General features: G+C 71.5%; 22 protein-coding genes. 9 read left to right on the forward strand and 13 right to left on the reverse strand.

Annotated features, from left to right (window positions below):
- Nucleotides 1-6: 6 nt before the first annotated feature.
- On the reverse strand, nt 7-1,215 hold the full coding sequence (gene macS, locus LZP97_RS16815; RefSeq protein ID WP_040274900.1) for a MacS family sensor histidine kinase: 1,209 nt from the start codon (nt 1,213-1,215) through the stop codon (nt 7-9).
- Between the two features lie 168 nt (nt 1,216-1,383).
- Between macS and LZP97_RS16820 the strand changes: the two genes are divergently transcribed.
- From LZP97_RS16820 to LZP97_RS16840, 5 genes are all read left to right on the forward strand, one after another.
- Entirely contained in the window at nt 1,384-2,853 is a 1,470-nt protein-coding gene (locus tag LZP97_RS16820; protein WP_010593548.1) for an adenylate/guanylate cyclase domain-containing protein, read from the forward strand.
- A 70-nt stretch (nt 2,854-2,923) separates the two neighbouring features.
- Nucleotides 2,924-4,057 (forward strand): lysylphosphatidylglycerol synthase transmembrane domain-containing protein, encoded by a 1,134-nt coding sequence (locus LZP97_RS16825; RefSeq protein WP_040274897.1) that lies wholly within the window; start codon nt 2,924-2,926, stop codon nt 4,055-4,057.
- 105 nt (nt 4,058-4,162) lie between these two features.
- Nucleotides 4,163-4,723, forward strand: coding sequence for a YceI family protein (locus LZP97_RS16830; RefSeq protein WP_010593550.1), 561 nt, complete (start codon nt 4,163-4,165; stop codon nt 4,721-4,723).
- A gap of 73 nt (nt 4,724-4,796) precedes the next feature.
- A complete protein-coding gene (locus LZP97_RS16835) occupies nt 4,797-5,174 on the forward strand; it encodes a DUF3054 domain-containing protein (RefSeq protein WP_010593551.1) in 378 nt (125 codons plus the stop codon).
- 93 nt (nt 5,175-5,267) lie between these two features.
- Entirely contained in the window at nt 5,268-6,734 is a 1,467-nt protein-coding gene (locus LZP97_RS16840; protein WP_010593552.1) for a peptide MFS transporter, read from the forward strand.
- Nucleotides 6,735-6,877: 143 nt separating this feature from the next.
- Here LZP97_RS16840 and LZP97_RS16845 read toward each other — a convergent pair whose 3' ends face one another.
- From LZP97_RS16845 to LZP97_RS16855, 3 genes are all read right to left on the reverse strand, one after another.
- A complete protein-coding gene (locus tag LZP97_RS16845) occupies nt 6,878-7,615 on the reverse strand; it encodes a sulfite exporter TauE/SafE family protein (RefSeq protein ID WP_026138042.1) in 738 nt (245 codons plus the stop codon).
- 54 nt (nt 7,616-7,669) lie between these two features.
- Nucleotides 7,670-9,346: an NTF2-like N-terminal transpeptidase domain-containing protein gene (locus tag LZP97_RS16850; protein ID WP_048773127.1), complete on the reverse strand. Its 1,677-nt coding sequence runs from the start codon at nt 9,344-9,346 to the stop codon at nt 7,670-7,672.
- Nucleotides 9,347-9,429: 83 nt separating this feature from the next.
- Complete coding sequence (locus LZP97_RS16855; protein WP_048773126.1) at nt 9,430-11,220, reverse strand: penicillin-binding transpeptidase domain-containing protein; 1,791 nt, start codon at nt 11,218-11,220, stop codon at nt 9,430-9,432.
- A gap of 236 nt (nt 11,221-11,456) precedes the next feature.
- Between LZP97_RS16855 and LZP97_RS16860 the strand changes: the two genes are divergently transcribed.
- Both LZP97_RS16860 and LZP97_RS16865 read left to right on the forward strand, forming a co-directional pair.
- A complete protein-coding gene (locus tag LZP97_RS16860) occupies nt 11,457-12,992 on the forward strand; it encodes an ABC-F family ATP-binding cassette domain-containing protein (protein WP_010593556.1) in 1,536 nt (511 codons plus the stop codon).
- Complete coding sequence (locus LZP97_RS16865) at nt 12,989-13,810, forward strand: alpha/beta fold hydrolase (protein WP_010593557.1); 822 nt, start codon at nt 12,989-12,991, stop codon at nt 13,808-13,810. The genes LZP97_RS16860 and LZP97_RS16865 overlap by 4 nt, the downstream gene beginning before the upstream one ends.
- Here the strand turns inward: LZP97_RS16865 and LZP97_RS16870 are convergent.
- Nucleotides 13,807-14,205 (reverse strand): VOC family protein, encoded by a 399-nt coding sequence (locus LZP97_RS16870; protein ID WP_048773296.1) that lies wholly within the window; start codon nt 14,203-14,205, stop codon nt 13,807-13,809. The genes LZP97_RS16865 and LZP97_RS16870 overlap by 4 nt on opposite strands.
- 191 nt (nt 14,206-14,396) lie before the next feature.
- A complete protein-coding gene (locus LZP97_RS16875; RefSeq protein WP_040269672.1) occupies nt 14,397-16,082 on the reverse strand; it encodes a transposase in 1,686 nt (561 codons plus the stop codon).
- A gap of 180 nt (nt 16,083-16,262) precedes the next feature.
- On the opposite strand from LZP97_RS16875, the gene LZP97_RS16880 reads away from it, so the two are divergent.
- Complete coding sequence (locus tag LZP97_RS16880) at nt 16,263-17,333, forward strand: class I SAM-dependent methyltransferase (RefSeq protein WP_010593559.1); 1,071 nt, start codon at nt 16,263-16,265, stop codon at nt 17,331-17,333.
- 6 nt (nt 17,334-17,339) lie between these two features.
- Here LZP97_RS16880 and LZP97_RS16885 read toward each other — a convergent pair whose 3' ends face one another.
- From LZP97_RS16885 to LZP97_RS16895, 3 genes are all read right to left on the reverse strand, one after another.
- Nucleotides 17,340-18,032: a TetR/AcrR family transcriptional regulator gene (locus LZP97_RS16885; RefSeq protein WP_040274892.1), complete on the reverse strand. Its 693-nt coding sequence runs from the start codon at nt 18,030-18,032 to the stop codon at nt 17,340-17,342.
- A gap of 108 nt (nt 18,033-18,140) precedes the next feature.
- Nucleotides 18,141-19,043: an alpha/beta hydrolase fold domain-containing protein gene (locus LZP97_RS16890; protein WP_017681945.1), complete on the reverse strand. Its 903-nt coding sequence runs from the start codon at nt 19,041-19,043 to the stop codon at nt 18,141-18,143.
- Nucleotides 19,044-19,126: 83 nt separating this feature from the next.
- Entirely contained in the window at nt 19,127-20,353 is a 1,227-nt protein-coding gene (locus LZP97_RS16895) for an acyl-CoA dehydrogenase family protein (protein ID WP_010593562.1), read from the reverse strand.
- A 148-nt stretch (nt 20,354-20,501) separates the two neighbouring features.
- Between LZP97_RS16895 and LZP97_RS16900 the strand changes: the two genes are divergently transcribed.
- Entirely contained in the window at nt 20,502-20,885 is a 384-nt protein-coding gene (locus LZP97_RS16900) for a DUF5313 family protein (RefSeq protein WP_010593563.1), read from the forward strand.
- Nucleotides 20,886-21,029: 144 nt separating this feature from the next.
- On the opposite strand, the gene LZP97_RS16905 is transcribed toward LZP97_RS16900, so the two are convergent.
- The 4 genes from LZP97_RS16905 to LZP97_RS16920 are packed head-to-tail and all read right to left on the reverse strand — an operon-like array spanning nt 21,030 to nt 24,905.
- On the reverse strand, nt 21,030-21,512 hold the full coding sequence (locus LZP97_RS16905) for a nitroreductase/quinone reductase family protein (protein ID WP_010593564.1): 483 nt from the start codon (nt 21,510-21,512) through the stop codon (nt 21,030-21,032).
- Nucleotides 21,497-22,375, reverse strand: coding sequence for an alpha/beta fold hydrolase (locus LZP97_RS16910; protein WP_048773765.1), 879 nt, complete (start codon nt 22,373-22,375; stop codon nt 21,497-21,499). Before LZP97_RS16910 ends, LZP97_RS16905 begins: the two co-directional genes overlap by 16 nt.
- Nucleotides 22,375-23,010, reverse strand: coding sequence for a TetR/AcrR family transcriptional regulator (locus tag LZP97_RS16915; RefSeq protein WP_010593566.1), 636 nt, complete (start codon nt 23,008-23,010; stop codon nt 22,375-22,377). Before LZP97_RS16915 ends, LZP97_RS16910 begins: the two co-directional genes overlap by 1 nt.
- Entirely contained in the window at nt 23,007-24,905 is a 1,899-nt protein-coding gene (locus LZP97_RS16920; protein ID WP_048773762.1) for an N-acyl-D-amino-acid deacylase family protein, read from the reverse strand. The genes LZP97_RS16915 and LZP97_RS16920 overlap by 4 nt, the downstream gene beginning before the upstream one ends.
- Between the last annotated feature and the right edge of the window lie 78 nt (nt 24,906-24,983).

The following is a 24,983-nucleotide window of genomic DNA, read 5'->3' on the forward strand; positions in this document are numbered from 1 at the left end:
CTGTCCTCACCCACCTCGTGCTCCCCTCTTCGGAATCCGGATCTCCCATTCGGTGCCCGCACCGGGCGCGCTGTCGAGCACCGCGACGCCACCGAGCCACTGCGCGCGGCCGACGATCGACTTCGACACACCCATCCGGCCCTCGGCGCGGGCCTCGGCGAGCCGCCCGTCCGCGATGCCCTTCCCGTCGTCGCGGACGCTGAGGATCACCTCGTCGCCGAGGTCCTCGACCAGCACGTACGCCTTCGCCCCGGCACCCGCGTGCAGCGTGGTGTTGGTCAGCGCCGTGGTGGCGATCGCCGCCAGTTCCGCGGCGCGGACGCGGTCGAGCAGGACCGGGTCGGCGGGCGCCGAGACGGTGACGCCGGCACCGGCCTGGCCCCGCAGCAGCGCCCGCAGGTCCACGAGTTCGTCGCCGCGGTCGAGCCGGGTGCCCTGTTCGGAGACGAGCATCCGCAGCGCGGCCTCCTGCTCCCCGGCGAGCCGGGCGAGTTCGGCGGCCTCCCCGCCGAGAGCGGTGCCCCGGCGCCGCACCAGGGCCAGGACCTGCAGCACCCCGTCGTGCACCTCGCGGGCGAGCCGGTCGCGTTCCTCGGTGGCGGCCGCCACCCGCACGGCCTGCTCGAGCTGCCGGTGCGCGCGCCGGGCGGTGGTGGTGGCGAATCCCATCGCGACGCCGACCGCGACGAGGACGGGGGCGGTCGCGTCCCGCCACAGGTCGAGGTTGATCTGGTCGCGGACCACCGCGCTGACCGAGGCCATCGCCAGCGCGGATGCCACGCCGGCGGCGGGACCGCCGAGGATCGCGGCCGAGAGCACCGCGTTGGCGACCCAGAGGGTGGTGGGCAGCGTCTGATGGGCGCTGTACCACTCGTGGTCGGCGACGAGCCGCGTCGCGCCCATGAGTGCGACCGCGACGACCTGATCCATCCCGACCACCACGGCGCGCCGGCCGACTCCCTGCGACAGCAGCACCGCCGACACGCCGGACCACACCGCCAGCAGCGCGACGAAGAACCAGCTGAGCTGCGGGGAGGTGTAGTGGGTGACGGTGGAGAACTGGGAGCTCACGGCGTAGACGACGGTGACGAGCCGGAACACCTGCGCGGCCCGCCACAGCGGCGCGTCCGGGTCGGCGCCGATCCGGTCCCGGGCGGGTGCGGCGGGCACGGCGACGCGACGCGGCGGCCTGTCGTCGGCTCTGCGCCGGACCATGCGGACGTTCCCCTTCCCGGTCGATCGTCGCGCCGAGGGTAACCGCCCGAAACGCCCGGATCACGACCATGGTGCGCTGTGACGGTGGGCACAGTGGTTTGATTTGATGTCGTGTTGGGGTCCTATCGAGCCGTCGCGGCGACGTTGCGTAGTCGCTGGCCGCTCTACATGGCCTCGATGGGGGCGTCGAACCTGTTCGGCGCGCTGCTGGTGTTCGCGTTCGTCCGGTACGGCATCCCGCTGTCCGAGAACGAGAACATCATCGCGGACCGGGTCCGCAACTTCGCGGTGTTCGCGGTGTATCTGGTGTTCGCCGGGATCGTGAGCCTGACGGCCGCGGCCCTGATGCTGCGGGCGGTGGTGCGGTGGCAGCTGCGCGGCGGCCCGCCGACCCGATCCGAGCAGATGTCCGCGCTGCACGCGCCGCTGCGGCAGGCGATCGTGCACCTGGTCCTGTGGATCCTCGGCGGCGTGCTGTTCGTGTTCCTCACCGCGGAGGAGATGCCGGAGCTGGCGGTGGCGGTGGCGATCACCGTCGCGATGGCCGCCACGAGCACGTTCGGGTTCACGTACATGCTCGGCGAGCGGATCCTGCGGCCGGTGGCGGCGCGGGCCCTGAGCGAGGGGGAGTTCGACCGGACCCTCGCGCCGGGTGTCGGTACGCGCCTCGCCATGACGTGGGGGCTCGGCACGCTGATGCCGGCCGGCGGCATCGCCCTGCTGTGCGTCACGCAGTTGACCACCGACGTCGAGTTCCCGGTGGACGCGATGGCCTGGGCGGTGCTGGCGCTGTCGGTGATGGCGATCGGTCTGGCGGGGGTGCTGTCGTCGCTCACCGCGGCCCAGATCTCCGACCCGGTCAAGCAGCTGCGCTGGGCCATCGAGCGGGTCCAGCGCGGCGCGACGGACGTGCAGGTCGAGGTGTTCGACGGCAGCGAGATCGGCCGCCTGCAGGTCGGCTTCAACCGGATGATGGCCGAGTCCGACGAGCGGCGGCGGCTGCGCCAGCTGTTCGGTCAGCACGTCGGCGAGGACGTGGCCCGCCGTGCCCTGCAGTACGGCACCGAGCTCGGCGGGGAGACCCGCTACGTCGCAGTGCTGTTCGTGGACATGGTGGGATCGACGGCGACGGCGGCCGAACGCCCGCCGGGCGAGGTCGTCGAGCTGCTCAACGAGTTCTTCCGGGTCGTGGTGGACGTCGTCGACCGGCACCACGGCTTCGTCAACAAGTTCATGGGCGACGCGGCGCTGGCGATCTTCGGCGCTCCGCTGGACCGGCCCGACGCGCCCACCGCCGCGCTCGCGGCGGCCCGGGAGCTGCGATTCGCGCTGGACGAGATCACCGATCTCGACATCGGCATCGGGGTCTCGGCGGGGCTGGCGGTGGCCGGCAACATCGGCGCGGCCGAACGGTTCGAGTACACCGTCATCGGCGATCCGGTGAACGAGGCGTCGCGGCTGACCGAACTGGCGAAGCTGCGGCCGAGCCGGGTGCTCGCGTCGTCGAGCGCGTTGTACTTCGCCGACGACGAGGAACGGGCCCACTGGGAGCTCGGCGACGAGGTGCAGCTGCGGGGCCGCCGCCGGGTGACGCATCTCGCCTGGCCGGTGCGGTATCCGGAATCGGGCCACGAGTGACGGACGGCCGGACGAGTCGGCGACGAAAAGGACGATCCACCCTCCGGTCCGCTTGGCTACGCTGAATCCTGTGGCGCAGCCCCGACGTGATCCGCCAGCACCCGACGCCACGCGGCGCCGGGGTCGCTTCGGGCGGGTGAAGTGGCTGCTCGCCGTGGCGCTGGTCGCCCTGCTGGTCGTCGAGGGCATCTACCTGTGGCCGACGCTGGCCGACTCCTGGCGCGCTCTGACCGAACTGCACTGGGGCTGGCTGGCCGCGTGCATCCTCGCGCAGGCCCTGTCGCTGAGCGGCTTCGCGGAAGTCCAGCGACGGCTGCTGCGCGCCGGGGAGGTCGTCGTCGGGCACGTGCGCTCGGCGTCGGTGATCTATGCGAGCACGGCGATGGCGGTGACGTTGCCGGCCGGTCCGGTGTTCTCCACCGCGTTCACCTACCAGCAGACCCGGCGCTGGGGTGCGACGCCGGTGGTGGCGTCGTGGCAACTCGCGGTCTCGGGGGTGATCGCGGCGGTGACGCTCGCAGCGGTCGGCGTGGGCGGCGCGTTCGCGGTCGGTACGCGGGTGAGCCCGGTGACGCTGGTGCTGTCGGTGGCCGGGGTGATCGCGTTGATCGTCGGCGTCCGGTACGCGTCCCGCAATCCGTCGTCCGTCGAGTCGGCCGGGGCGTGGGTTCTCGCGCGCGTCAACCGCCTGCTGCGCAAGCCGGCCGACACCGGGTTGGAGAAGTTCGAGCAGGTCCTCGGGCAGATCGAGGCGGTGCACCTGGGTCGGCGCGACGGGCTCGCCACGATCGGCTGGTCGGCCGTGCACCGGGTCTTCGACGTCGCGTGTCTGGGGTTCGCGTGCTGGGCGGTGGGCGGGGAGCCGTCGCTGCCGGGACTGCTGATCGCGTTCGCGGCCGCCAAGGCGGTGGGGAGCATTCCGCTCGCGCCCGGCGGGCTGGGTTTCGTCGACGGCACGTTGATCGCCACGCTCACCGCGGCCGGGATGAGTGCCTCGCAGGCCCTGGCGGCGGTGTTCGTGTACCGGGGCGTGAGCTTCATCCTGGTCGCGCTCGTGGGGTGGACGGTGGTGGCTTTCAAGTTCCGGACGAGCCGGCACGAGGAGGACATCGACGCCGATCTCGAACGCGAGGAACACGCCCGTTCGGTGCTCGAACGACGTCGCGGCCGGGCCGCGAGCGAGGGCACCCCCGCGCCGGAGTGAGATCCACCTCACATCAAAAGTAGTTGCGGAATCAACCATTGGATGCGATCGTTGACTGCATCGAAGGTTGAAACTTCAACCAATACTCGACCAGGAGGAGCACCCATGACCACCGCCGCCACCACCGCCACCTTCCCCGGGCTCACCGCCGGCACCTGGGTCATCGACTCGGTCCACTCCACGGTGGGCTTCACCGTCCGGCACCTCGTCGTCAGCAAGGTGCGCGGCACGTTCGACGACTTCTCGGGCGCCGTCACCGTCGCCGAGGACGGCACGGTCGCCGTCGCCGCCGAGATCCAGGTCGCGTCCATCGACACCAGGAACGCCGATCGCGACGCCCACATCCGCTCCGCCGACTTCTTCGACGCCGAGCAGTTCCCGACCGCGACCTTCCGGTCCACCGGCGTGCGCACCGCCGGGAGCGACTACGTGGTCGACGGCGAGTTCACCCTGCACGGCGTCACCAAGCCCGTCGAACTGAAGCTCGAGTTCAACGGAGTGAACCCGGGTATGGGCCAGGGCCCGGTCGCCGGCTTCGAGGCCACCACCGTCCTCAACCGCAAGGACTTCGGCATCTCCATCGACATGCCGCTCGAGGGCGGCGGCGCCGTCGTCGGCGACAAGATCACCATCAACCTCGAGATCGAGGCCGGCCTGCAGGCCTGATCCCGTCCCGCACAGCGAGCGCTCTCCCGTCCCGGAGGGCGCTCGCTGTCGTCGTCGCCCTACGCTGGACGACGTGAAGAAGTACGCACCCGCCCTGATCGACGTCGTCCTGGTCATCGTGTTCGCCGCGCTCGGACGCGCGAGTCACGACGAGGGGGTCGATCTGGTCGGACTCGCGAGCACGGCATGGCCGTTCCTGGCCGGCCTGACCGCGGGATGGATCGCGACGGCTGCGCTCTACAAGGAGAAGTTCGATCCGTGGCTGGTCGTCCCGACCGGCGTGCTCGCCTGGCTGTCCACCGTGGTCGTCGGGATGCTGTTGCGGGTCGTCACCGGCCAGGGCACCGCCGGGTCGTTCATCGTCGTCGCATCGATCGTGCTCGCGGTGTTCCTGCTCGGGTGGCGCCTGCTGGCGGGCCTCTGGGCGCGCCGACGCGTCGACGCCGCCTGACCGTTCCGCCCCGTCCGAGCCGTAGTGCGCATATCGGACAGGGTCCGGGGCGAACGCCGTCCGGGAGACCGGGGCTGTGCGAGAGTGACAGCCATGAGCGAGACCGCGCCGCCGCCCGAACGGACTCGGGAACGAACCTTCTTCGGCCAGCCCTTCGCCCTGGCCAACCTGTTCGGTGTCGAGATGTGGGAGCGATTCTCCTTCTACGGCATGCAGGGCATCCTGATCTACTACCTGTACTACTCGGCCGCCGACGGTGGACTGGGGATCAGCGAGCTGGCCGCGACGTCGATCGTCGGCGCGTACGGCGGCACGGTCTACCTGTCGACGATCCTCGGCGCCTGGATCGCGGACCGGCTGCTCGGTTCCGAACGCACGCTGTTCTACAGCGCGATCCTCATCATGCTCGGCCACATCTCGCTGGCTCTGCTGCCCGGACTCGCCGGAGTGGCGGTCGGCCTGGTGTTCGTCGCGGTCGGCAGCGGCGGCCTCAAAGCCAATGCGACGTCGCTCGTCGGTGATCTCTACGACGAGCAGGACACCCGTCGCGACGCCGGGTTCTCCATCTTCTACATGGGCATCAACATCGGGGCGCTGATCGGTCCGCTGCTCACCGGGTGGGCGCAGACCGAGCTGGGCTTCCACTACGGATTCGGCCTGGCCGCGATCGGCATGGCGCTCGGCCTGATCCAGTACACCCTCGGCCGCAAGCACCTGCGCGGGATCGGCGCCACGCCCCCGCACCCGCTGCCCGCCACCCAGCGGGTCCGCGCCGCCGGGATCGCCCTCGTCGTGCTCGCCCTGATCGCGGTGCTGTTCGCGACCGGACTGGTCACCGTCGACAACCTGTCCGACGTCGTGGTCGGCACGATCGTCGCGGCCTCCGTCGTCTACTTCGTGGTGATCCTGTCCAGTCGGCAGATCACCCCGGCCGAACGCAGCCGGGTGGTCAGTTTCATCCCGATGTTCCTGGCCAGCGCGGCCTTCTGGTCGCTGTTCCAGCAGCAGTTCACCACCGTCGCGGTCTACGCGGACAAGCGCCTCGACCGCAACCTGTTCGGCTGGGACTTCCCGCCGGCATGGGTGCAGTCGATCAACCCCGTGTTCATCATCGTGTTCGCCGGTGTGTTCGCCGCGCTGTGGACCCGGCTCGGGCCCCGGCAGCCGTCGTCGCCGGCGAAGTTCGCGATGGGCACGATGCTCATGGGCATCGCATTCCTGTGCTTCGTCCCGATGTCCGGCGGCGGCCCCAACAGTGCTCCCGTGCTCGGTCTCGCCGGCATCCTGCTGCTGTTCACGTTCGCCGAGCTGCTGCTCTCCCCCGTCGGGTTGTCCCTCGCGACGAAGCTCGCCCCACGCAACTTCCACACCCAGATGGTGGCGCTGTTCTTCCTGTCCGTCGCACTCGGCACGGCGATGGCCGGCACGCTCGCCAAGTACTACGACGAGGCGAACGAGAAGCCGTACTTCGCGTGGATCGGCTTCGGTTCGATCGCGATCGGCGTCGTGCTGGCGCTGCTGTCGCCCTGGATCCGGCGGAAGATGCAGGGGGTGCACTGACCCGGCGGTGTCACCGACCGTAGGTCGACGGTGTCACCGACCGTAGGCCGACGATGTCACCGACCGTAGGCCGACGATGTCACCGACCGTAGGTCGACGATGTCACCGACCGTAGGTCGACGGTGTGCACGGGCGCGGCGGGCTCACCGGAGGGCCAGCCACACCGCCAGCCCGAATCCGGCGAGTGCGACCCCCACCCGCAGCACGTCGGGCGGGATGCGCCGGACCACCGGCGGTCCGCACCACCCGCCCGCGACGGCCCCCAGCGCCATCGCCGCGGCCGCACCCCAGTGCACCGGGCCGAATACGGCGAACCCGATGGCCGCGACGAGGTTGGCCACCCCGAGCAGGTAGCTCTTGAGGATGGTGGCGCGCCAGATGTGCTCGGAGGTGCAGATCAGGGTCACGGCGAGGAAGACGACGCCCGCCCCGGCCCCGAAGTAGCCTCCGTACACGGCGACGACGAACAGCAGCGCCGAGTACGGTCCCGGCAGGTCCCGGCCGCCGGACAGGGCGCGGATCCGCGGCTGGAGCAGCAGCGCGAGAGCCGCGAACGCCACCATGTAGGGCACCACCGCCTCGAACGACCCCGCCGGCGCCCACAGCAGCACGACGGCGCCGACGAGGCCGCCGAGCGCCGAGTACGCGGTCCACCGCCACAGCCGTGGGCCGGTGTCGACGACCTCGCGGGTCGAGTTGGCGAGTGCCCCCACGCCGACCCCCACCATCGCGACGGTGTTGGTGACGTTGGCGGCGACGGGTGGCAGCCCCGCGGCGAGCAGCGCCGGGTACGACACGATGGACGCAAGGCCGGTGACGAACCCGATGAGCCCGGCGAAGAACCCCGCGACCGCGAGCAGCAGCAGGTCGACGGGGGTCACGAGCGACAAACGTACCCGGGTCCGCTCCGACGGGACCGTCGAGGTCCGCGGCGGTCAGCCGTCGGTGGGCGGCTTGGCCAGCTCCCGCAGGAACATGTCGGCCATCTTCACCGCACGGTCGCCGCCGTCGGCGTTGGCGACGAACACCGCGAACGCCAGATCGCCGGTGTATCCGTAGAACCACCGGTCGTCGCCGCTCGCGGCCGCGATGCCGGCCAGACCCGGGTGACCCTTCAGGAACGATGCGGGGCCGCTGCGCACGTTCTCGGCCATCGCGGCGCGCAACGCGTCGGTCACCTGCGGTGGCAGCGGTTCGACGGTCTCGTCGACCTTCGCCGACCTGCCCTGCACGATCGCCGGCAGCGGCGCTTCCCCCCGCGCGACGGACGCGGCGAGCAGCGCGGCCCCGAACGGACTGACGAGCGCCTCGCTGCCGCCGTCCGAGCCGGAGAACTGCACCACGCCCGACCGGTTGTCCCCGATCTGCGCGGTCTCGAAGTCGAACCCCGGAACGTCGTAGTCGAGTCCGAGCCCGAGCCGGCGGGCGGTGGCGGCCAGATCGTCGGTGCTCACCGAGACCGGATCGACGCCCCGGTCGAGGCCCGCGGCCAGGCGCACCGGATCCAGTACCTGTCCGGCCGGGTACAGCCCGCGCGAGGCGACCGGTCCGAGTTCCATCGCCCAGTTGTTCACGTCCAGGGCCAGGACGCCGCCGGTGGACGGCTGGATGGCCACGATGGCCGCGGGGGTACCCACGCTGACCACGGCTTCCTTGGCGGCGAGCTGGACGTGCGAATCGAGGGTCGCCTGCAGGTCCGGCGGCGGCGGGCCCTGGAAGCCGGCGAGCTGCACGGGGTCGGCGCCGGGTTCTTCGAGGGTGACGGCCCAGCCGGCGGTGGCGTCGCGTTCGAGCTGCCAGGCCGCGCGCAACGGGTCGAGCAGGGGTGTGGAGATCCGCCGGTCCGCGCTGATCAGGGTCGGTGTCTCGACCACCACGACGCCCGGGATGGACACGATGTCGTCCTCGAGGAACTGGTAGTCCTGGTCGCGCAGCTTCACCGCGGTGATGCGCGCGCCCGGGTCGGCCGCGAGGTTGCGCTGCAGCAGGTCGGCGGTGATGACCGGGGCGACCGGTTCGAGTACCTTCGCGAGCCGTGTCGTGGTGTCGACCGGATCGGACGTGAGGGCGGGGTCGACGACGACGGCGTTGATGGTCTGTTCGGCCATGAGCAGCCGACCGGTGCGGTCGAAGATCTTCGGCGGGGCGGCGTCGGTGCGCACGTGGTGCACGGTGCGGGTCCGGTTCAGGTCGGGCACCAGCACCTGCGGGTCCCAGGAGATCCGCCAGCCGACGGCGAGGTTCTTGGCCACGCCGTCCACCTGGTAGCCCCAGTCCTTGCCGGGCCCGAAGTTCCAGTCGGCTCCGAGGGAGAAGAATCCCGTCTGCTCGTTGAGTTCGACGAACTGGGCGACGTCGAACTCGACGTCACCGTCCTTCATGCCCTCGAACATCTGGCTGATCGACGTCTCGGCGGCGTTCGGGTACGAGGTGAGGGCGGCCGCGCCAGCGGCGTCGCGTTCGTTCAGTTCCGCGACGAAGTCGTCGACGAGTCGCTGCGCGTCGCTCCGGGAGTCGTCGAACACGCAGGACGCCATGCCCGCGGCGAGAACCACGACGGAGACCAGGGCTGTCACGCGGCCGCGCATCCTGCGCCAGTCCCGAAAACCCATAACGACCAACTTTCACTTCTGTCACTTCAGCAACAAGCACGTCCTGCCTACGATGCGATCACGATTGCGCCTCGAACCGCGTATCACCCCCTCAGCAGGCGTCCCGCCACGTCCACTGCCGGCGCCGAACTGACCGCTCCCGCAACGAAAACCGCGAATGCGAGGTCTCCCTGCGAGCCGACGAACCACCCGTGGGCACCGGTGCCATCACCGTACTCTGCCGTCCCCGTCTTACCGACGAGTTCGGGGATGTCCCGCAGCACACTCGCAGTTCCCCCCGTGACAGTCTCCCGCATCATCGTCCGTAACGCGGCAGTGACCTCCTCCGGCGCGGCGCCGGGCGCGCGATCGGCCACCCCCGGCCGGCCCTCGACGAGCATCGGCAGCGGTGTCGACCCGTGCGCGATGGACGCCGCCACGAGTGCCATCCCGAACGGGGACGCCGTCACCCGGCCCTGGCCGATCGCGGACTCGACGCGCTCCGCCGGCGTCCGCGCCTCGGGCACGTTGCCGGTGACCGTGACCAGTCCGGGCGTGACGTAGTCCACCCCGAGCCCGAACTGTGCGGCCGCGTCGGTGAGCGCGGTCGCCGGCAGTCCCACGGCGAGCCGGCCCATCGTGGTGTTGCACGAGAAGGCGAAGGCGGTGTGCAACGGGACGGAGCCGAGGTCGAAGCTGTCGTCGTTGGGGATGACGCGGCCCTCGATGTTCGCGGTCCCGGGGCACGGCACCACCGTGTCGGGGGTCGTGGCCCCGGCCTGCAGCGCGGCCGAGGTGGTGACGGTCTTGAACGTCGAGCCGGGCGGATACAGCCCGGTCAGGGCGAGCGGCCCCTCGGCGTCGGCGGCGGCGTTCTGCGCCACCGCCCGCACCGCCCCGGTGGACGGCTCGATCGCGACGATCACCGCCGGTTGCTGCATCGGCGCCAGGACCGCCTCGGCGCGCGTCTGCAGGTCCAGGTCGAGCGTGGTCTGCAGGTCCGGCGCCGGTGGACCGTCGGCCCCGGCGACGCGGCGCGCGCTGCCGTCCCCGGACACGAGCCGCACGGCCCAACCGGCGGACGCGTCCTGCCCCTCCTGCCACAGCTCGCCCAGCCCGGACAGCACCGGCGAGGCCAGGGTTCGGTCGACCGTCAGCAACCGGGTCTGCCGGACGAGGGTCACCCCGGGCAGCGCGGCGAGCTGCGCTTCGATCGGCGCGAGGTCGGTCTCCCGGAGGGTCACCGCCGTCACGGGCTTGCCCGCCGCGGCGGCGACGTCGGCGGCAAGCGACTGCGCGGTGATCGTGGGCGCGGCCGTCGCCAGCAGGGGCGCGACGGCCGCCGGGTCGGCGGTGGCATCGAGGCTCACCAGCGTCACGACCTGTTGTTCGAGGATCGGCTGCCCGCGGCGGTCGAGCACCGACGGCGCCGGACCCACCGTGGTCGTGTAGCTCAGGGTGGTGCCGGCGGTCAGGTCCGGGGCGAGCAGCGCCGGATCCCACTCGATGCGCCAGCCCTGCGGGTCGAGGTCCACCGCACTGCCGGACGTGCGGTACGCCCAGTCCCGCCCGGCGCCGAAGGTCCACGCGACGTCGAGGTCGAACGTGCCCGCGTCCCCCGTGCCGGCGAGGTTCACGTCGGGGCGGACCGTGCCGGACCCGTCGACGCCGAGACCGTCGAACACGTCGCCGATCGTCGTGGCCGCCGCCGCGGGGTCGGTGGTGAGGTCCGCCGCGGCCTGCACGTCGCCGGCCTCGAGCGCCGCCGCGAACTCGCCCACGACGGTCTCGGGCTGGTCGGGCCCGAAGGAGCACCCGGCGGCCGCGAGCGCGGCGACTACGGTCGTCAGGAGCGGAACCGGTCGGCGTCGAAGGATGAGCACGACCACGATCATGCCCGAATTCGGACGGTGCCGTCGGGCACGACCCGGGAGGGCGTGCCGTACAGGCGGCACGTTGTGACGCGGGTCGCGGTCGCGCAGAAAACCGGTTGCCGCTCCGCGATCACCGATCTACCGTGGATTCTCGTCACGTTCCCGCCGATCGGAGAAGGCCGTTGCTCCTGTAGAGGTTTCGCCCGCCGCGCCGCACCCTGCGCGCGGTACGTCGTCACCTACTGCCGGGAGCAGCCATGTCACACCCTTCCCCGATTCTCTCGGACCTCGCGTTCACCTGGCCGGACGGCACCGTGGTGTTCGACGGTCTCGACACCACCCTCCCCACCGGCCGCACCGGACTCGTCGGGCGCAACGGGTCCGGCAAATCGACTCTGCTGCACATCATGTCGGGCGATCTGCCCCCGACCCGCGGTTCCGTCACGATACGTGGCCGGGTCTCGCTGCTGCCGCAGGACATCGTCCTCGACCGGCACCGCACCGTCGACGCCGTCCTCGGCATCGACGGCGTGCGTGCGGCACTGCGGCGCATCGAGGCCGGCTCGACCGCCGCCCGCGACTTCGACACCGTCGGCGAGCGCTGGGACGTCGAGGAGCGCGCCCTGGCCACCCTGCACCACCTCGGCCTCGACCGAATCGTCCGATCCCCCAGCGACTTCGATCGCACCGTCGGCACCCTCTCCGGCGGCGAGACCGTCCTGCTGGCCCTCACGGCCCGTCTGCTCGACGAGCCCGACGTCCTGCTGCTCGACGAACCGACGAACAACCTGGATCCGGCGGCCCGCACGCGTCTGTACGACGTGCTGCGGGAGTTCCCCGGGACCCTCGTCGTCGCGACCCACGACCGCGACCTGCTCGAACGGGTCGACACCGTCGCCGAGGTACGGGACGGAGACCTGCGGCTGTTCGGCGGCAACTACAGCGAGTACGAACGCATCGTCGCGGCCGAGCAGGAGGCCGCGCTGGCCGCGGTGCGCGACGCCCGCGCGGACGTGCGCCGGCAGGCGCGCGAACTGCGCGACTCGCACGTCAAGCTCGCCCGGCGAGAGCGCTACGGCCGCAAGATGTTCGAGAACAAGCGGGAGCCGAAGATCGTGATGGGCGCCCGCAAGCGGCAGGCCCAGGAGTCGGCGGGCCGGCTGCGGCGCGAACACGAGGGCAAGCTCGCCGGCGCGCGTGAGACCCTCGAGCAGGCCCAGGACACCGTGCGCGACGACCGGGAGATCCGGGTGGACCTGCCGGAGACGGAGGTGCACGCCGGGGCGCGCGTCGCCGAGGGTCCGCTCGAGATCGTCGGCCCGGAGCGGATCGCGCTGCGCGGACCCAACGGTTCGGGCAAGACGACGTTGCTGCACGCCGTCGTCGCGGCCGGCCCCCGGGTGCCGTTCGCGGTGCTGCCGCAGCGGCTGGACATCTTCGACGGGACGCTGTCGGTGGCGGACAACGTCGCGCTGCGTGCCCCGCACCTGTCGGCGCAGCAGGTCCGGGCGTTGCTCGCCCGGTTCCTGTTCCGCGGTGCCGACGCGGACGTGCCGGCGGCCGCCCTCTCGGGCGGCGAGCGCCTGCGGGCGGCGCTGGCGACCCTGCTGGCGGCGGACCCGGCGCCGCGGCTGCTGCTCCTCGACGAACCGACCAACAACCTGGACCTGCCCGGCCTCACACACCTGGTGCAGGCGCTGCGTGCCTACCGGGGCGCCCTCGTGGTGGTCAGCCACGACGAGCGGTTCCTGGCCGACATCGGCGTGACCCGGTCGGTCAGACTGGAGCGGTGAGCCATGCGATCAACCCTGTCGACGGAACCCGCATCGCCTTCTCGGTGATCGACTCCGACGCCGGCGCCGGCAGCCCGTCGCTGCTGCTCGCGCACGGCAGCGCCCTCTCGTCCGCCATCTGGCGGGGATTCGGGTACGTGCGTCCCCTGCGGGAGCGGTACCGGCTCATCCTGCCCGACCTGCGCGGACACGGCCGCAGCGACAAGCCCCACGTCCCGGACGCCTACGCGATGGACCTGATCGTCGACGACGTGCTGGCGGTACTGGACGCCGCCGGCACCGACCGCGTCCACTACCTCGGATACTCGTTCGGAGCCCGGGTCGGCCTGTCGCTGGCGGTGCGGGACACCGGGCGGCTACGGACGCTCACCGTGGGCGGTGGCAGCGCCCGTGCGCAGGCCGGGACGTTCGACCGGTTGTTCTTCCCGGGATGCGCCGACGTGCTCGGTCACTACGGCATCGACGGGTTCCTCGAGGCATGGGCGGAACACCTCGGTGCACCCGTCGACGCGGCGACACAGGCCGCGTTCCGGGCGAACGACGCAACCGCCCTCGCCGCGTACATGCGGCGGTCGGATCGCGAACCCGGCATCGACGACGCCGCCCTCGCCGCGCTGGACGTGCCGACGCTGGCATTCGTCGGTTCGGAGGACGGCGAACGGATCGACGACACCCGAGAGCTGTCGCGGACGATCCCCGGGGCCCTGCTCGCCGTCATCCGGGGGTACGACCACGCGACGACGATCGCGGCGGCGCCGGAGGTACTGTCCGTGATCGAACCGTTCCTCGCGGCGCACGCCGACGACTCGTCCGGCTAACTCGCCGAGGACGGCTCGTCCACCCACTGCACGAGCTGGTAGACGATGCCGTTCGGGTCGCGCATCTGGAAGTACCGCTCGCCCCACGGCTCGGTCTCGATCGGGGTGACGATCGGTACTCCTTCGGCCCGCAGGCGTTCGTACTCGTCGTCGATCGTGTCGACGACGAAGGCGACGAGCATCCCCTGCCCGGCGTCGCCCGCGATGCTCGCGGGCTTGAAGCTGCCGAGCCCGGTCCGCAGGAAGACGAGGTTGAAGCCGGCGTCCTCACGGGTGAGGGAGACGAACCCGTCCTCGGCCATCGCTTCGGTGAACCCGAGGTGGCGGGTTGCGAAGTCGGCCGACGCGGCCACGTCGGGAACGTTGAGGGACAGGGCACTGGCGGTGATCTGCACGGTGAACTCCTTCCGGTTGCACGACTCCGAACGTCCGGCGGACGCATCTGGTTCCCGCACCCCGCTGCGTGGGAGTGGCCGAATGTCACATCGCTTCGATCTGACGGGCTGTTGCGAAATCGCCGAGGGTCCGCGACCGCGAACCAAAGCGCCGGTCCCGGGGCGGGGTCTCCCGCCCCGGGACCACCGCCTCACACAGCGGCCGGCAACCCGCCCCCACCCACCGCAGCGAGGATCTTGCCGATGTTGTGCACCGCGGCATGAAAACTCCACTCACCACGGGCACGGACCAGTCCCCGGCCGGTGAACCGCCGAAAATTCAGATTGTGTTTGGCATGCCCGAACGGAGTCTCGGCAATGTGAGAACGCTTGCGGTAGGTGGCGATTCCCTCCTCGGTGCGCAACCGGTGGGCCATCACCTCGACCGGTGAAGCCTCGACCGGCGCCGGCCCAGACACCGGTGTGTGCCGGGCCGCGTGTTCGAGGTGGCGGGCCTTGCCGCGGGCGATCAACCGGTCCGGTCCCGGCGCGGTGATGTTGGCTTCGGAGAAGTACCCGGCATCGGCGAGCAGCATCCCGATCCCCTCGCCGTCGGTGCCGTCGGTGCCGTCCGTATCGGCGGTGCCGGTGGGGCGGGCAGCGATGATCGACCCGGCAGCGGCCACCGCCGCCTGCATCATCGGCACGAACGTCGGCGCATCGGTGGGATTGGCCGCCACCGACACCGCCATGATCAGCCCGTCACCGCTGGTCACGGCCTGACAGTTGAACCCCTGCACCCAGCCGCCACCACGCAACGGTTGCAACCCGGACTCCGGGTCGGTGGTGTTGACCACCCGCTCGGGCCGGCCCTCGGTGTCGGCATCGGCTCGTGCCGCCGCGACCGCAGTCGCCGCCGCCGCTGCGGCGGTGGCACGAGCCAGACGTGCCCGGGCCTTGATCACCTTCGGGTCCTGCCCGGCCGGCCGGATCACCCAGCCACCGTATCGGTGGCCTTTCGCTGCCGCTTCGGCCCGCCGCTGCTCGTACCGCCGAACTTTCGCGGCATGGGCAGCCAGGGTCTTCTCCAACGCCAGTTCCGCTGCCGCGACCGCCGCCGAGGCGGGCGGGGCACCCATCGGCATCTGCCCGCCGCGGGCCTGCTCGAGATACAGACGGGCCGAGGTGTCCTTGTCGGCCCGGGCCTGCTCGTCGGCGGCGCGGGCAGCGTCGAGTGCGGCGATCGCCTCGCTGATCCGCGCTGCCCGTGACCGGGGGTCGGTCAACGCCGGTGGGACCGAACCGGGACCGCGGTCGCCGTGATCGTGGGGTTCGTCTTCGGCGGCATCGGTGGCCGCATGCGCGGCCACCGCTGCCGCCGCCACTGCTCGGGCGTGGGCGGCGGCTTCGGCCCGCACCGACGATTCGGTGCGGTTGGCGCCGGCCGAGGCGTTGGAGGCGATCTTGACCGAGTCCAACGCGATGGTCTCCAGCCGGCCCAGTCCCAGGGCTGCAGCCAGCAGCAGGACCTGGGTGAACAGGTCTTCGCAGGCGGTGGCGTGGGTTTTGCGGAACCGGGCGATCGTCACGTGATCGGGGATGTCCTGGGCGCAGATCACCCGGTAGGCCACGTCCTCGGTGCACAGCCGTTCGATGCGGCGGGAGGAGCGTTCCCCGCGGGACCAGGCCCACACCAGCAAGGTGAGCAGCATGTCCGGGTGGTAGCCGGCACGGCCGGCGCCACCGGTCTTGGCGGTCCGATGGAATGCGGTGGTGTCGATCCGGTCGATGATGTCGATGACCGTCCACACGGGATGGTCGGTGCCGAGCCAGTCGCGCATGTCCGGGGGGATCAGGAACTGCTGGTCACGATCGACGGGTCGATATCCTTTGGCCACCAACGGATTCTACACGAAACCGCAGGTCAGCCCCGCCGTGACATGACGGGGCCGACCCACGATTCTGCAACAACCCCCTGATCGACGGGATGTCACATTCGGCCCCCAAGGGGGTGTTGTCCGCCGCCCGGAGTCGGAGGACTCTCGGAATCACCCCTGTCCCCTCCGGAAGGCCCCACCGTGACGCACACCGTCTCCCCCGTCGACACCGCTGCTCAGCGCGTCCTCGACTCCGCGCTCGGCGCCGTCGATCTGATCGCGATCTACCTCGGCGACCGGCTCGGCTGGTACCGCAGCCTCGTCACCGACGGCCCCGCCGCCGCCGACGAACTCGCGACGCGCACCGGAACCGACCCGCGCTACGCCCGCGAGTGGCTCGAGCAGCAGGCGGTGACCGGTCTGCTCGAGGTCGACGACGACGATCCGCCGCGCTTCACGCTCCCGCCCGCGGTGGCCGAGGTCCTCACCGACGAGCAGAGTCTCAACTACCTCGGGCCGCTGGCCCGCATGTTCGCCGGGGTGTCCGTGCAACTCCCGGCTCTGCTCGACGCCTACCGCACCGGCGGCGGCGTGAGCTGGGCGCAGCTCGGCACCGATGCGCGCGAGAGCCAGGCGGACATGAACCGGCCGTGGTACGAGAAGGCGCTTCCGGGTGCCCTGGCGTCCGTGCCGGACCTGGACGCCCTGCTACGCCGGCCGGGGGCCGTGATCGCCGACATCGGCTGTGGCGGAGCATGGTCCACGATCGCGCTGGCCCGCGCGTACCCGCAGGCCCGGTTGTTCGCCGTCGACATAGATCCGGCGACGGTCGCCCTGGCCCGGACGAACGTCGCGGCGTGCCCCGACGTCGCCGACCGGGTCACCGTCGTCGAGGCCGACGCGGCCGGCCTGCCCCACGAACGCTTCACCGCCGCGTTCGCCTTCGAGTGCGTCCACGACATGCCGCGCCCCGTCGAGGTGCTCTCCGCGGTGCGGGGTGCACTCGCGCCCGACGGTGTCATGGTCGTCATGGACGAGGCCGTCGCCGACCGGTTCACCGCGCCCGGCGACGAGGTCGAGCGGCTGATGTACGGGTTCAGCATCGTGTGCTGCCTGCCGGACGGCATGAGCCATCCGCCGAGCGCGGGAACCGGCACGGTGATGCGCGCGGACACCCTGCGCCGGTATGCGCTCGACGCGGGCTTCTCGGACGTGTCGGTGCTGCCGATCGAGGACTTCGGGTTCTGGCGGTTCTACCGGCTGGCCCCCTGACCGGTCTCAGCACGACGCCGGCCGGCGTGCCTCCGACGGGTGTGCCTCCGACAGTGCCGGCGGGCCGGCCTCGGACAGTGCCGGCGGGCGGGCCTCGGACAGTGCCGGCGAGCCGGCCTCGGACAACAGCGCGGTGACGGTGTGCTTCATCAGCTCGGTGGCTTCGGCGACCGGCAGGCCGAGCACGTCGCGCAGCGCCACCCACGATCCCCAGGTGCTCGCCACCGCCACGGACCGCACCAGCCGGCCCCGGTGCGACGGGTCGAGCGCGGTCAGCTCCGCCGCGAACAGCGCGTCGACCTCTTCGACCACCCGGGCGATGTGCCGCAACTTGTTTCGCCGGATCCGTTCGGACTGCGGCGCTCTCATCGCGGACGAGCGCGCGAACGGCGCCATCAGTTCGAGCAGTTCGGCGCGCTGCCGGCAGAACGCGTCGATCCGCTCGCCGAGCGGCAGGTCGACGGGGACCGGGGCGAACGCGGAGTCCTGTCGCCGCAGCAACTCCGCCCCGGTCTCCGCGAACAGCGTCTCCAGATCGTTGAAGTTCGCCCACAGCGCCCGGAGCGAGACCCCGGCCCGGGCGGCGATCTGCGCCCCCGTCGGTTTCAGCTCCCCGGCCTCGATCAGGGCGATGTGTGCCTCTATCACTGCGTGGCGGGTCCGTTCGGCCCGCGCGACGCGTCCGTCGGTGACGGTCACGTGTCTCTCCTCCCGTGTCGCCGACCGGCTCCTCCCAACCGGTGCGGCGAACCCAATTGTGCCAGGGCCTGTGTCACCGAGGAGCGCGGCGCCGCGCGGGGGGGCGGTTCAGTCGGGATCGAGAACGGGGGTGCGGGCCGTGGCCCGGACGATCGCGTCGCACAGCGCGCGAGTGGCACGGGCGCCGGCATCCCGGGCGAGGAGGGATCCGGGGAACGCGCCGCGGTGGCAGTGCAGTTCGACGGGCACGCCGGCCTGCAGGAGCCGTCGGGCGTAGTCGGTTGCCGCGTCCCGGAAGGGGCCGTGCTCGTCGACGGCGAGGTAGGTCGACGGCAGTCCGGTCAGGTCGATCCGGTGCGCGGGCCCGGACTGCTCGGTGGCCTCCCGGCCGCCGAGGTGGTGCCGCCGGTCCCGGGTGGCGTCGAGGTCGTCCCGTCCGGCGGCACCGTCGCGCACGGAGCCGGTCCGGTCGTCGAGTTCGGGTTCGAGCAGGGCCTGCAGCGCGATGTGCGGGCCGTCCTCGTCCCGTGCCCGCAGGGCGACGGCCGCGGCGAGGGCGCCGCCTGCGGCGTCGCCGAGGACGACGATGCGGTCCGGATCCATGTCCAGGCAGGCCGCGCCGGAGGCAACCCACTCGAGGACCGCGTAGCAGTCGTCCGCCGCAGCGGGAGGGTCCTCGGGCACGAGCCGGTAGTCGACGGAGACCACGATCGCGCCGGTCGCGCGGGCGACGGCGGCGGCGAAGGCCTCGTCGGGGGCGGCGCTGCCGGGGCCCGATCCGCGGCCGGGGATCTCGAGCACGACGGGCCGCGCCGCGGGGTTGCCGTCCGGACAGGCGTCGGGCGTGTGTATCCGCACGGGCACCTCGGGGTCGCCGAGCGCGCCGGGAACGAGCCATTCCTCGACGGTGACACCGGTGGTGTGGGGGGCCGCGAGGACCGGGTCGGGGAAGGGTGTCGCGTCGGCCGGTACGGGGTCGACGTCGGGCGAGTCCGGCATGAGCTCGGGCATGGCGACACGATAGTGGAACCTGCAGCCCGAGTGCAGATACCTGTCCCGGGTACCGGGACCGCACGGCGCGGCCCGGACCGCGGTCACCCGGAGAGCAGACCCTTGGCGATGTGCGTCACCTGGATCTCGTTGCTGCCCGCGTAGATCATCAGCGACTTCGCGTCCCGCGCGAGCTGCTCGACGCGGTACTCGGCCATGTAGCCGTTGCCGCCGAAGAGCTGCACCGCCTCCATCGCGACCTCGGTGGCCGCACGCGAGGAGTACAGCTTCATCGCCGACGCCTCGGCGAGAGCGACGGGCTTACCGGCCTCGGCACGCTCGATGGCGCTGAACACCATGTTGCGGACGTTGATGCGGGCGATCTCCATCTCGGCGAGCTTGAGCTGGATCAGCTGGAACTGCGCGATCTCGCGGCCCCACAGGGTGCGGCTGCGCGCGTAGTCCTTGCACAGGCGCAGGCACTCCTCGATGATGCCGAGGGCCAGGTAGGCGATGCCGATCCGCTCGGCAGCGAACGACTCCCGCGCGCTCTCCTTGCCGTCGCTGCGGCCACCCTCCTCGGTCTCACCGAGCAGCCGGTCGCGCGTGAGGCGCACGTTGTCGAAGAACAGCTCGCCGGTGGGTGAGGAGTTCATGCCCATCTTCTTGAACGGCGGACTCTGGGTGAGCCCCTCCATGCCCTTCTCGAGCACGAAGGCCAGCACCTTGCGGTCGCGCCGGTCGACGCTCGGGTCACCCTCGTCGAGCTTGGCGTACACGACGACGACGTCGGCGTAGGGACCGTTGGTGATGAACGTCTTCTGCCCGTTGAGGATGTAGTCCTCGCCGTCGCGCCGGACCGTGGACTTCATCCCCCCGAAGGCGTCCGACCCGGAGTCGGGTTCGGTGATGGCCCAGGCGCCGACCTTCTCGAACGTCACGAGTTCGGGCAGCCACCGCTTCTTCTGGGCGAGGGTGCCGCGGCTGCGGATGGTGCCGGCGGTGAGGCCGAGGCTGACGCCCATCGAGGCGACGAGCCCGAGGCTGACGCCGGCGATCTCGCTGTTGAGCAGGGCCGCCATGCCGCCCGAGCCCATGCCGCCACCCGACTTTGCCGACGGCACCTCACCGGCCTCCTCCCGGGCGAGGGCCTTGTTCAGGCCGTCGCGGGCGAGCTCGTCGATGCCGAAGGTGGCGAACATCTTGCGGATGATGTCGTAGGGCGGCAGCTCACCGCTCTCGAGCCGATCCACGTGCGGGCGGATCTCCTTGTCGATGAATCCGCGCAGGGCGTCACGGAACATGAGATCGGTGTCGGACCACTCGTACATGAACGAAATATAGAACACGTTCTCGAAAAGGTACACAGGCCGGCGCGGCGCGATCGTGACGTCGGACATATTTAGCCTGCTATTAGTTAACGCACTATCTAAATGTCTAGACTCCGAGGTGCCACTCCCGTACGAAAGGCCCGAGAGAATGCACACCCGCCCCGGACCGTTCCAATGGCTCGCCTACGCCTTCGGCCGTCCCCTCCCGGCCTCGATGCGCGAATGGGTGCGCAACGACCTGGTCGGCGACCACGCCGTCGCCCGCCACATGATCCGCAGCCAGATCCCGTTCCTCCCGCTGTACGCCGCCTTCCTGCTGCTACCCGGCCCGGTGTGGCTGCGCCTGTCGACGATGGGGCTCGGCGTCGCGCTCGCCCTGTTCTTCTCCGCGGCCTACATGGCACAGAACCGTCGTCGCCGGCTCGAGCGCAACGGACTGCCGGGCGACCTCGAGAACCCCCGGCGCGTCCGGCAGCGCGACGCCGAGAAGGCCGCCTACGAGGCGATGCATTCCGCGATGCGCGCCGGCTGACGGCCCCGACGCACGGCCGTCCGGGTACCGGGCTGCAGGAGCCGTTCCGGATCTGCTCGCCGATCCGGAATCCGCTCGCGCCGCGGCGGTGGCGAATTCCGGTTCGGCGCAAGAATTTCCGTGGACCCCGAGGGTGGTGAGTCCTCAGTCCTTCGGTGTCAACAGGTAGACCGGGATCTCCCGCTCGGTGCGCCGGGCGTACAGCTCGTAATTGGGCCACACCTGCACCAGCACCCCCCAGTGCACGTCGCGCTCGACGCCGCGCGCGCGGCGCGGCACGACCACGGTGTCCTCCCCTCGGTAGGTCACCAGTGCCTCGTCGGCGGCCTCGAGGTTGTGCGCCCAGCCCGGCAGTTCGGGCATCCCCCAGTTGCTTCCGGCGACGAGCCAGCCGTCGTCGCGCGGGGCGCACAGCAGGGGGGTGCGGCGCTCCACCCCGCTCTTGCGGCCGCGGACCGTGAGCACCAGTTCCGGCAGCCCGGCGAGCGTCAACAGCGTGACCCGGCCGGACGTCACCCGCTGGAGGGTGTGGTCGACGGTGACGATCTGCGGGGTGAACCGCGGCAGCCACGGTTGCCGGCCGAGCTGCACCGCGACGGGACGCAGCGGGTTCACGGCGCCGCCCATCCGGCCAGGACCGTCCGCACGGCGGTCACCACCGCGAGCGGCTGGTCGATCATCGGATGGTGCCCCGCGGCGGGCAGTTCGGCCACGAGCGCACCCGGACCGAACTGCGGCCGCATGCGACCGAGCAGATCGAGGGCGACGATCCCGTTCTCGGAACGGAAATAGGCGACGCGGCACTTCGCCTCGAAGCTCTCGAGGCTGGTGCGCCGGTCCTTCGTCATCCGCAGGGCGTCGAACTTCCAGCTCCAGCCGCCGGGCACCTGCCGCATGGACTGACGGGCGATGTGCTCGAGCACGTACGGCTCGGCGGTGTCCTGCGGCGGGACGAGCCGGAAACGGGCCATCGCCTCCTCCGCCGTCGGATACACCTTCGTGTCGCTGCGCTCGCGGGCCACCTGAGCGCGCATCTCGATCTCCTCGGGCGTCAGGTCCCGGATCGGCGAGTCGAGGATCATCACCCCGTCCAGCCGGTCGCCGTACAGGTGAGAGGCCACGAAGGACACGATCCCGCCCATGCTGTGCCCGACCAGGACCGGCGCTCCGGCGATCCCACCCGCCTGCGCCGCCGCGAGCACCTCGCGCGCCCACGTCTCGAGGGAGTAGTGCTCGCGGTGGTCGCTGTCCCCGTGCCCGCTCATGTCCAGCGCGACGACGCGCCGGCCCTGGGCGAGCTGGGGTGCGACGTGATCCCACCAGCACGAGTGCGCCATCCCGCCGTGCACCAGCACGATGCCGGGGCGGCCCTCCTCACCCCACGCGCGATACGCGATCGAGGCGCCGTCGACCTCGACGCTGCCCGTTTCCACCGGCGCGGACAGGGCCTCGACGAACCACTTCGGCGCCGAATCGTTGTCGATGCTCATTACCTGAATCTACTGCGTGGCGTGGCCCCGGTCACCAGGCGGGCCATCAGTTCGAGGCGCGGTTCCTCCTGCTCGGGTTGCGGGTGCACCACCGCCGCGACGGCCTCCCCGTCGAGCAGGTGCACCAGCGTGAACAGCAGCGTGTCGAACTCCGCCGGTTCGAATCGCGAGGCGATCGGCAGGGTGCGCCCGAATTCGGCGATCCGGCCGTGGTACCGCTGTGCCATGGGGGCCAGGCGTTCGCGCAGCGCGGGGTCGGTGCGCGCCGCGCCGAGCAGTTCGTACCAGGCGGCGTTGATCGGGGCACGGCACGCGGCCCGCAGCAGGCGCAGGCACTCGCGGACCGATTCGGGGCTTTCGTCGGGCCCGCCGAGTTGCGTCAACCCCAGCCGGAAGTTCGCGAACTGCCGTTCGCGGACGGCGTCGGCGGCCGCGATCATCAGGTCGAGCCGGGTCGGGAAGTGCCGGAACACCCCTCCGGAGGACACCCCCGAGCGGCGGCACACCTCCCCGATGGTGGTGGCCGTGTAACCCAGCTCGCCCAGCGACGCGACGGTCGCGTCGAGGATCCGTTCGATCGTCGCCGTGCGCCGCTGCTGCTGGGTGCGGCGCGACGGTGCCGCGGTCCCGGTCATGGTGCTGCGCTGCCGGCCGGGGCGGTGGCGGACGGAGCGGCGGCGGACGGAGCGGCGGCGGGCGGTGCAGCGGCGGGCGGTGCAGCGGCGCGCGGAGCGGGGCGTCGCGCCGGCACCGGTCCGCGCGCGTCGGTGCCCGCGCGCAGGAACCGGCCGGTGCCGACGGTGGCGCCGTACCCGGGGACGAACTCGCCCGCGCGGAACACCACGCGACCGGCCACCGCGGTCGCGGTGACGGCGGCGTCGTTGCGGTTGACCATGCGGCTCAGCCCGCCGAACTCGGGCATGGGCGCCTCGTGGTAGGCGTCGGTGTCCTGGTTCAGCCCGGCCGGGTCGACGACCACGAGGTCCGCCCGGTCGCCGACGCGCAGGTGCCCGGCGTCGATGCCGTAGAAGTCGCCGAGTTCGCCGGTGAGCTTGTGGATCGCCGACTCCAAGGGCATGACGGGCTTGCCGCGCCGTGCGTATTCGTGGATGCGGCGCAGCATGCAGATGCCGTAGTTGTAGAACGCCATGTTGCGCAGGTGCGCACCGGCGTCGGAGAAGCCCACGGTCACGCCGGGCTGCCGGAGCAGCCGATTGGCCACCTCGGGCCGGTCGTTGGCGATCACCGTGTGCCAGCGGAACTTCCGTCCGTGCTCGACGACGAGGTCCAGGAAGGTGTCCACCGGATGCACGGCGCGGTCGCGGGCCACGTCGCCGATCGAGCGACCGACGAGCGACGCGTCGGGGCACTCGACGATGGTGGTGTCGTCGAAGTCGCGGTGCCACACGCGCGGCGAGAACTTCTTGTCGAAGTCCTGCCGGAACCAGCGCCGGTACGCCTCGTCGCGCAGCAGTTCGTTGCGGGCGACCTCCTCCTTCAGGTGCAGCGCGGCGCGCCCCGAACCGAACTCCTCGAACACGACGAGGTCGATCCCGTCGGAGTACACCTCGAACGTGGTGGGCAGGTGCTGCCAGCGGAACGCGCCGCGCCCGATCCGGTTGGCGGCGAAGGCGATCGGACCGAAGATGCGGTGCACCCAGCGCTCGGCCTTGGTGTCGGCGGCGGCGAGCACGGCCGCCTTCATCGGCTTGCGGCCCACACCCGTGGTGGCGAGGGCGAAGAAGGCCACGTCGTACTTGGTGTTGAGGTTCGGCACAGCCTGCAGGACGCGGCCGCGGCGGCGCAGGATGCGGTGGATCCGGCGGAATTCGGACCACGACGCGTGGGTCGAGGGCAGGGTGCGGGAGCGGTAGCGATCGCCGTCGAGCTTGTCCCAGGGATTCGTCATGGTGGACACGCCCAGGAAGCCGGCGTCGAGGGCGTCCTCGACGCCGGCCTCGATCGCGGCGAGTTCGGCCCGGCTCGGCCGGCTCGAGGGATCGGTGGAGCGGCCCAGGCCCAGGACGGCCGCCCGCACGTCGGAGTGCCCGATGAACGCGGCGACGTTCGGGCCGAGCGGCAGGGCGTCCAGCGCGGCGACGTACTCCCGGGGCGACGACCAGGTCCGGCCCTGTTCGAGTGCCGTCAGGACGTGCTCGCGGGGCAGCGCCTCGACCCGGCTGAACAGGTCCGCGGCGTCGAGCGGCGGCACGAACACCGTCGAGAGCGAGCAGTTGCCCATGAGGACGGTGGTGACGCCGTGCCGCACCGATTCCGGCAGGCCGGGCGAGACGAGCACCTCGGCGTCGTAGTGCGTGTGCGGGTCCACGAAGCCGGGCATCACCCAGCGGCCGGCCGCCTCGATCACCTCGGTGCCCGGTCCGACGGGCAGTGGGTCGGCGCTCGCCGTCGCCACCACCCCGTCCTTGATGCCCAGGTCGCGGACCACGCCGGGGGCGCCGGTGCCGTCGAACCACAGTCCGCCGCGGACGACCAGGTCGAACTCGGTGGGCGCCGGTGTCGTGTTCATGTGATCTCCCTCACGTCGATGCACGAAGCATAGACAGAAAGAGGACGACCGCTCTCTATTTTCGGGCAACCCGGGGTG

The sequence above is a fragment of the Rhodococcus sp. DMF-1 genome (assembly GCF_021441945.1).
Lineage (GTDB): Bacteria > Actinomycetota > Actinomycetes > Mycobacteriales > Mycobacteriaceae > Rhodococcus > Rhodococcus ruber.

Coding starts and splice junctions, on each gene's coding strand:
- LZP97_RS16920 (WP_048773762.1), bottom strand. CDS start 24,905: ATGAACACGACACCGGCGCCCACCGAGTTCGACCTGGTCGTCCGCGGC.
- LZP97_RS16890 (WP_017681945.1), bottom strand. CDS start 19,043: ATGCCCGAGCTCATGCCGGACTCGCCCGACGTCGACCCCGTACCGGCC.
- LZP97_RS16830 (WP_010593550.1), top strand. CDS start 4,163: ATGACCACCGCCGCCACCACCGCCACCTTCCCCGGGCTCACCGCCGGC.
- LZP97_RS16905 (WP_010593564.1), bottom strand. CDS start 21,512: ATGGGCGGCGCCGTGAACCCGCTGCGTCCCGTCGCGGTGCAGCTCGGC.
- LZP97_RS16850 (WP_048773127.1), bottom strand. CDS start 9,346: ATGGGTTTTCGGGACTGGCGCAGGATGCGCGGCCGCGTGACAGCCCTG.
- LZP97_RS16860 (WP_010593556.1), top strand. CDS start 11,457: ATGTCACACCCTTCCCCGATTCTCTCGGACCTCGCGTTCACCTGGCCG.
- LZP97_RS16855 (WP_048773126.1), bottom strand. CDS start 11,220: ATGATCGTGGTCGTGCTCATCCTTCGACGCCGACCGGTTCCGCTCCTG.
- LZP97_RS16900 (WP_010593563.1), top strand. CDS start 20,502: ATGCACACCCGCCCCGGACCGTTCCAATGGCTCGCCTACGCCTTCGGC.
- LZP97_RS16820 (WP_010593548.1), top strand. CDS start 1,384: ATGGCCTCGATGGGGGCGTCGAACCTGTTCGGCGCGCTGCTGGTGTTC.
- LZP97_RS16910 (WP_048773765.1), bottom strand. CDS start 22,375: ATGAGCATCGACAACGATTCGGCGCCGAAGTGGTTCGTCGAGGCCCTG.
- LZP97_RS16915 (WP_010593566.1), bottom strand. CDS start 23,010: ATGACCGGGACCGCGGCACCGTCGCGCCGCACCCAGCAGCAGCGGCGC.
- macS (WP_040274900.1), bottom strand. CDS start 1,215: ATGGTCCGGCGCAGAGCCGACGACAGGCCGCCGCGTCGCGTCGCCGTG.
- LZP97_RS16895 (WP_010593562.1), bottom strand. CDS start 20,353: ATGTACGAGTGGTCCGACACCGATCTCATGTTCCGTGACGCCCTGCGC.
- LZP97_RS16840 (WP_010593552.1), top strand. CDS start 5,268: ATGAGCGAGACCGCGCCGCCGCCCGAACGGACTCGGGAACGAACCTTC.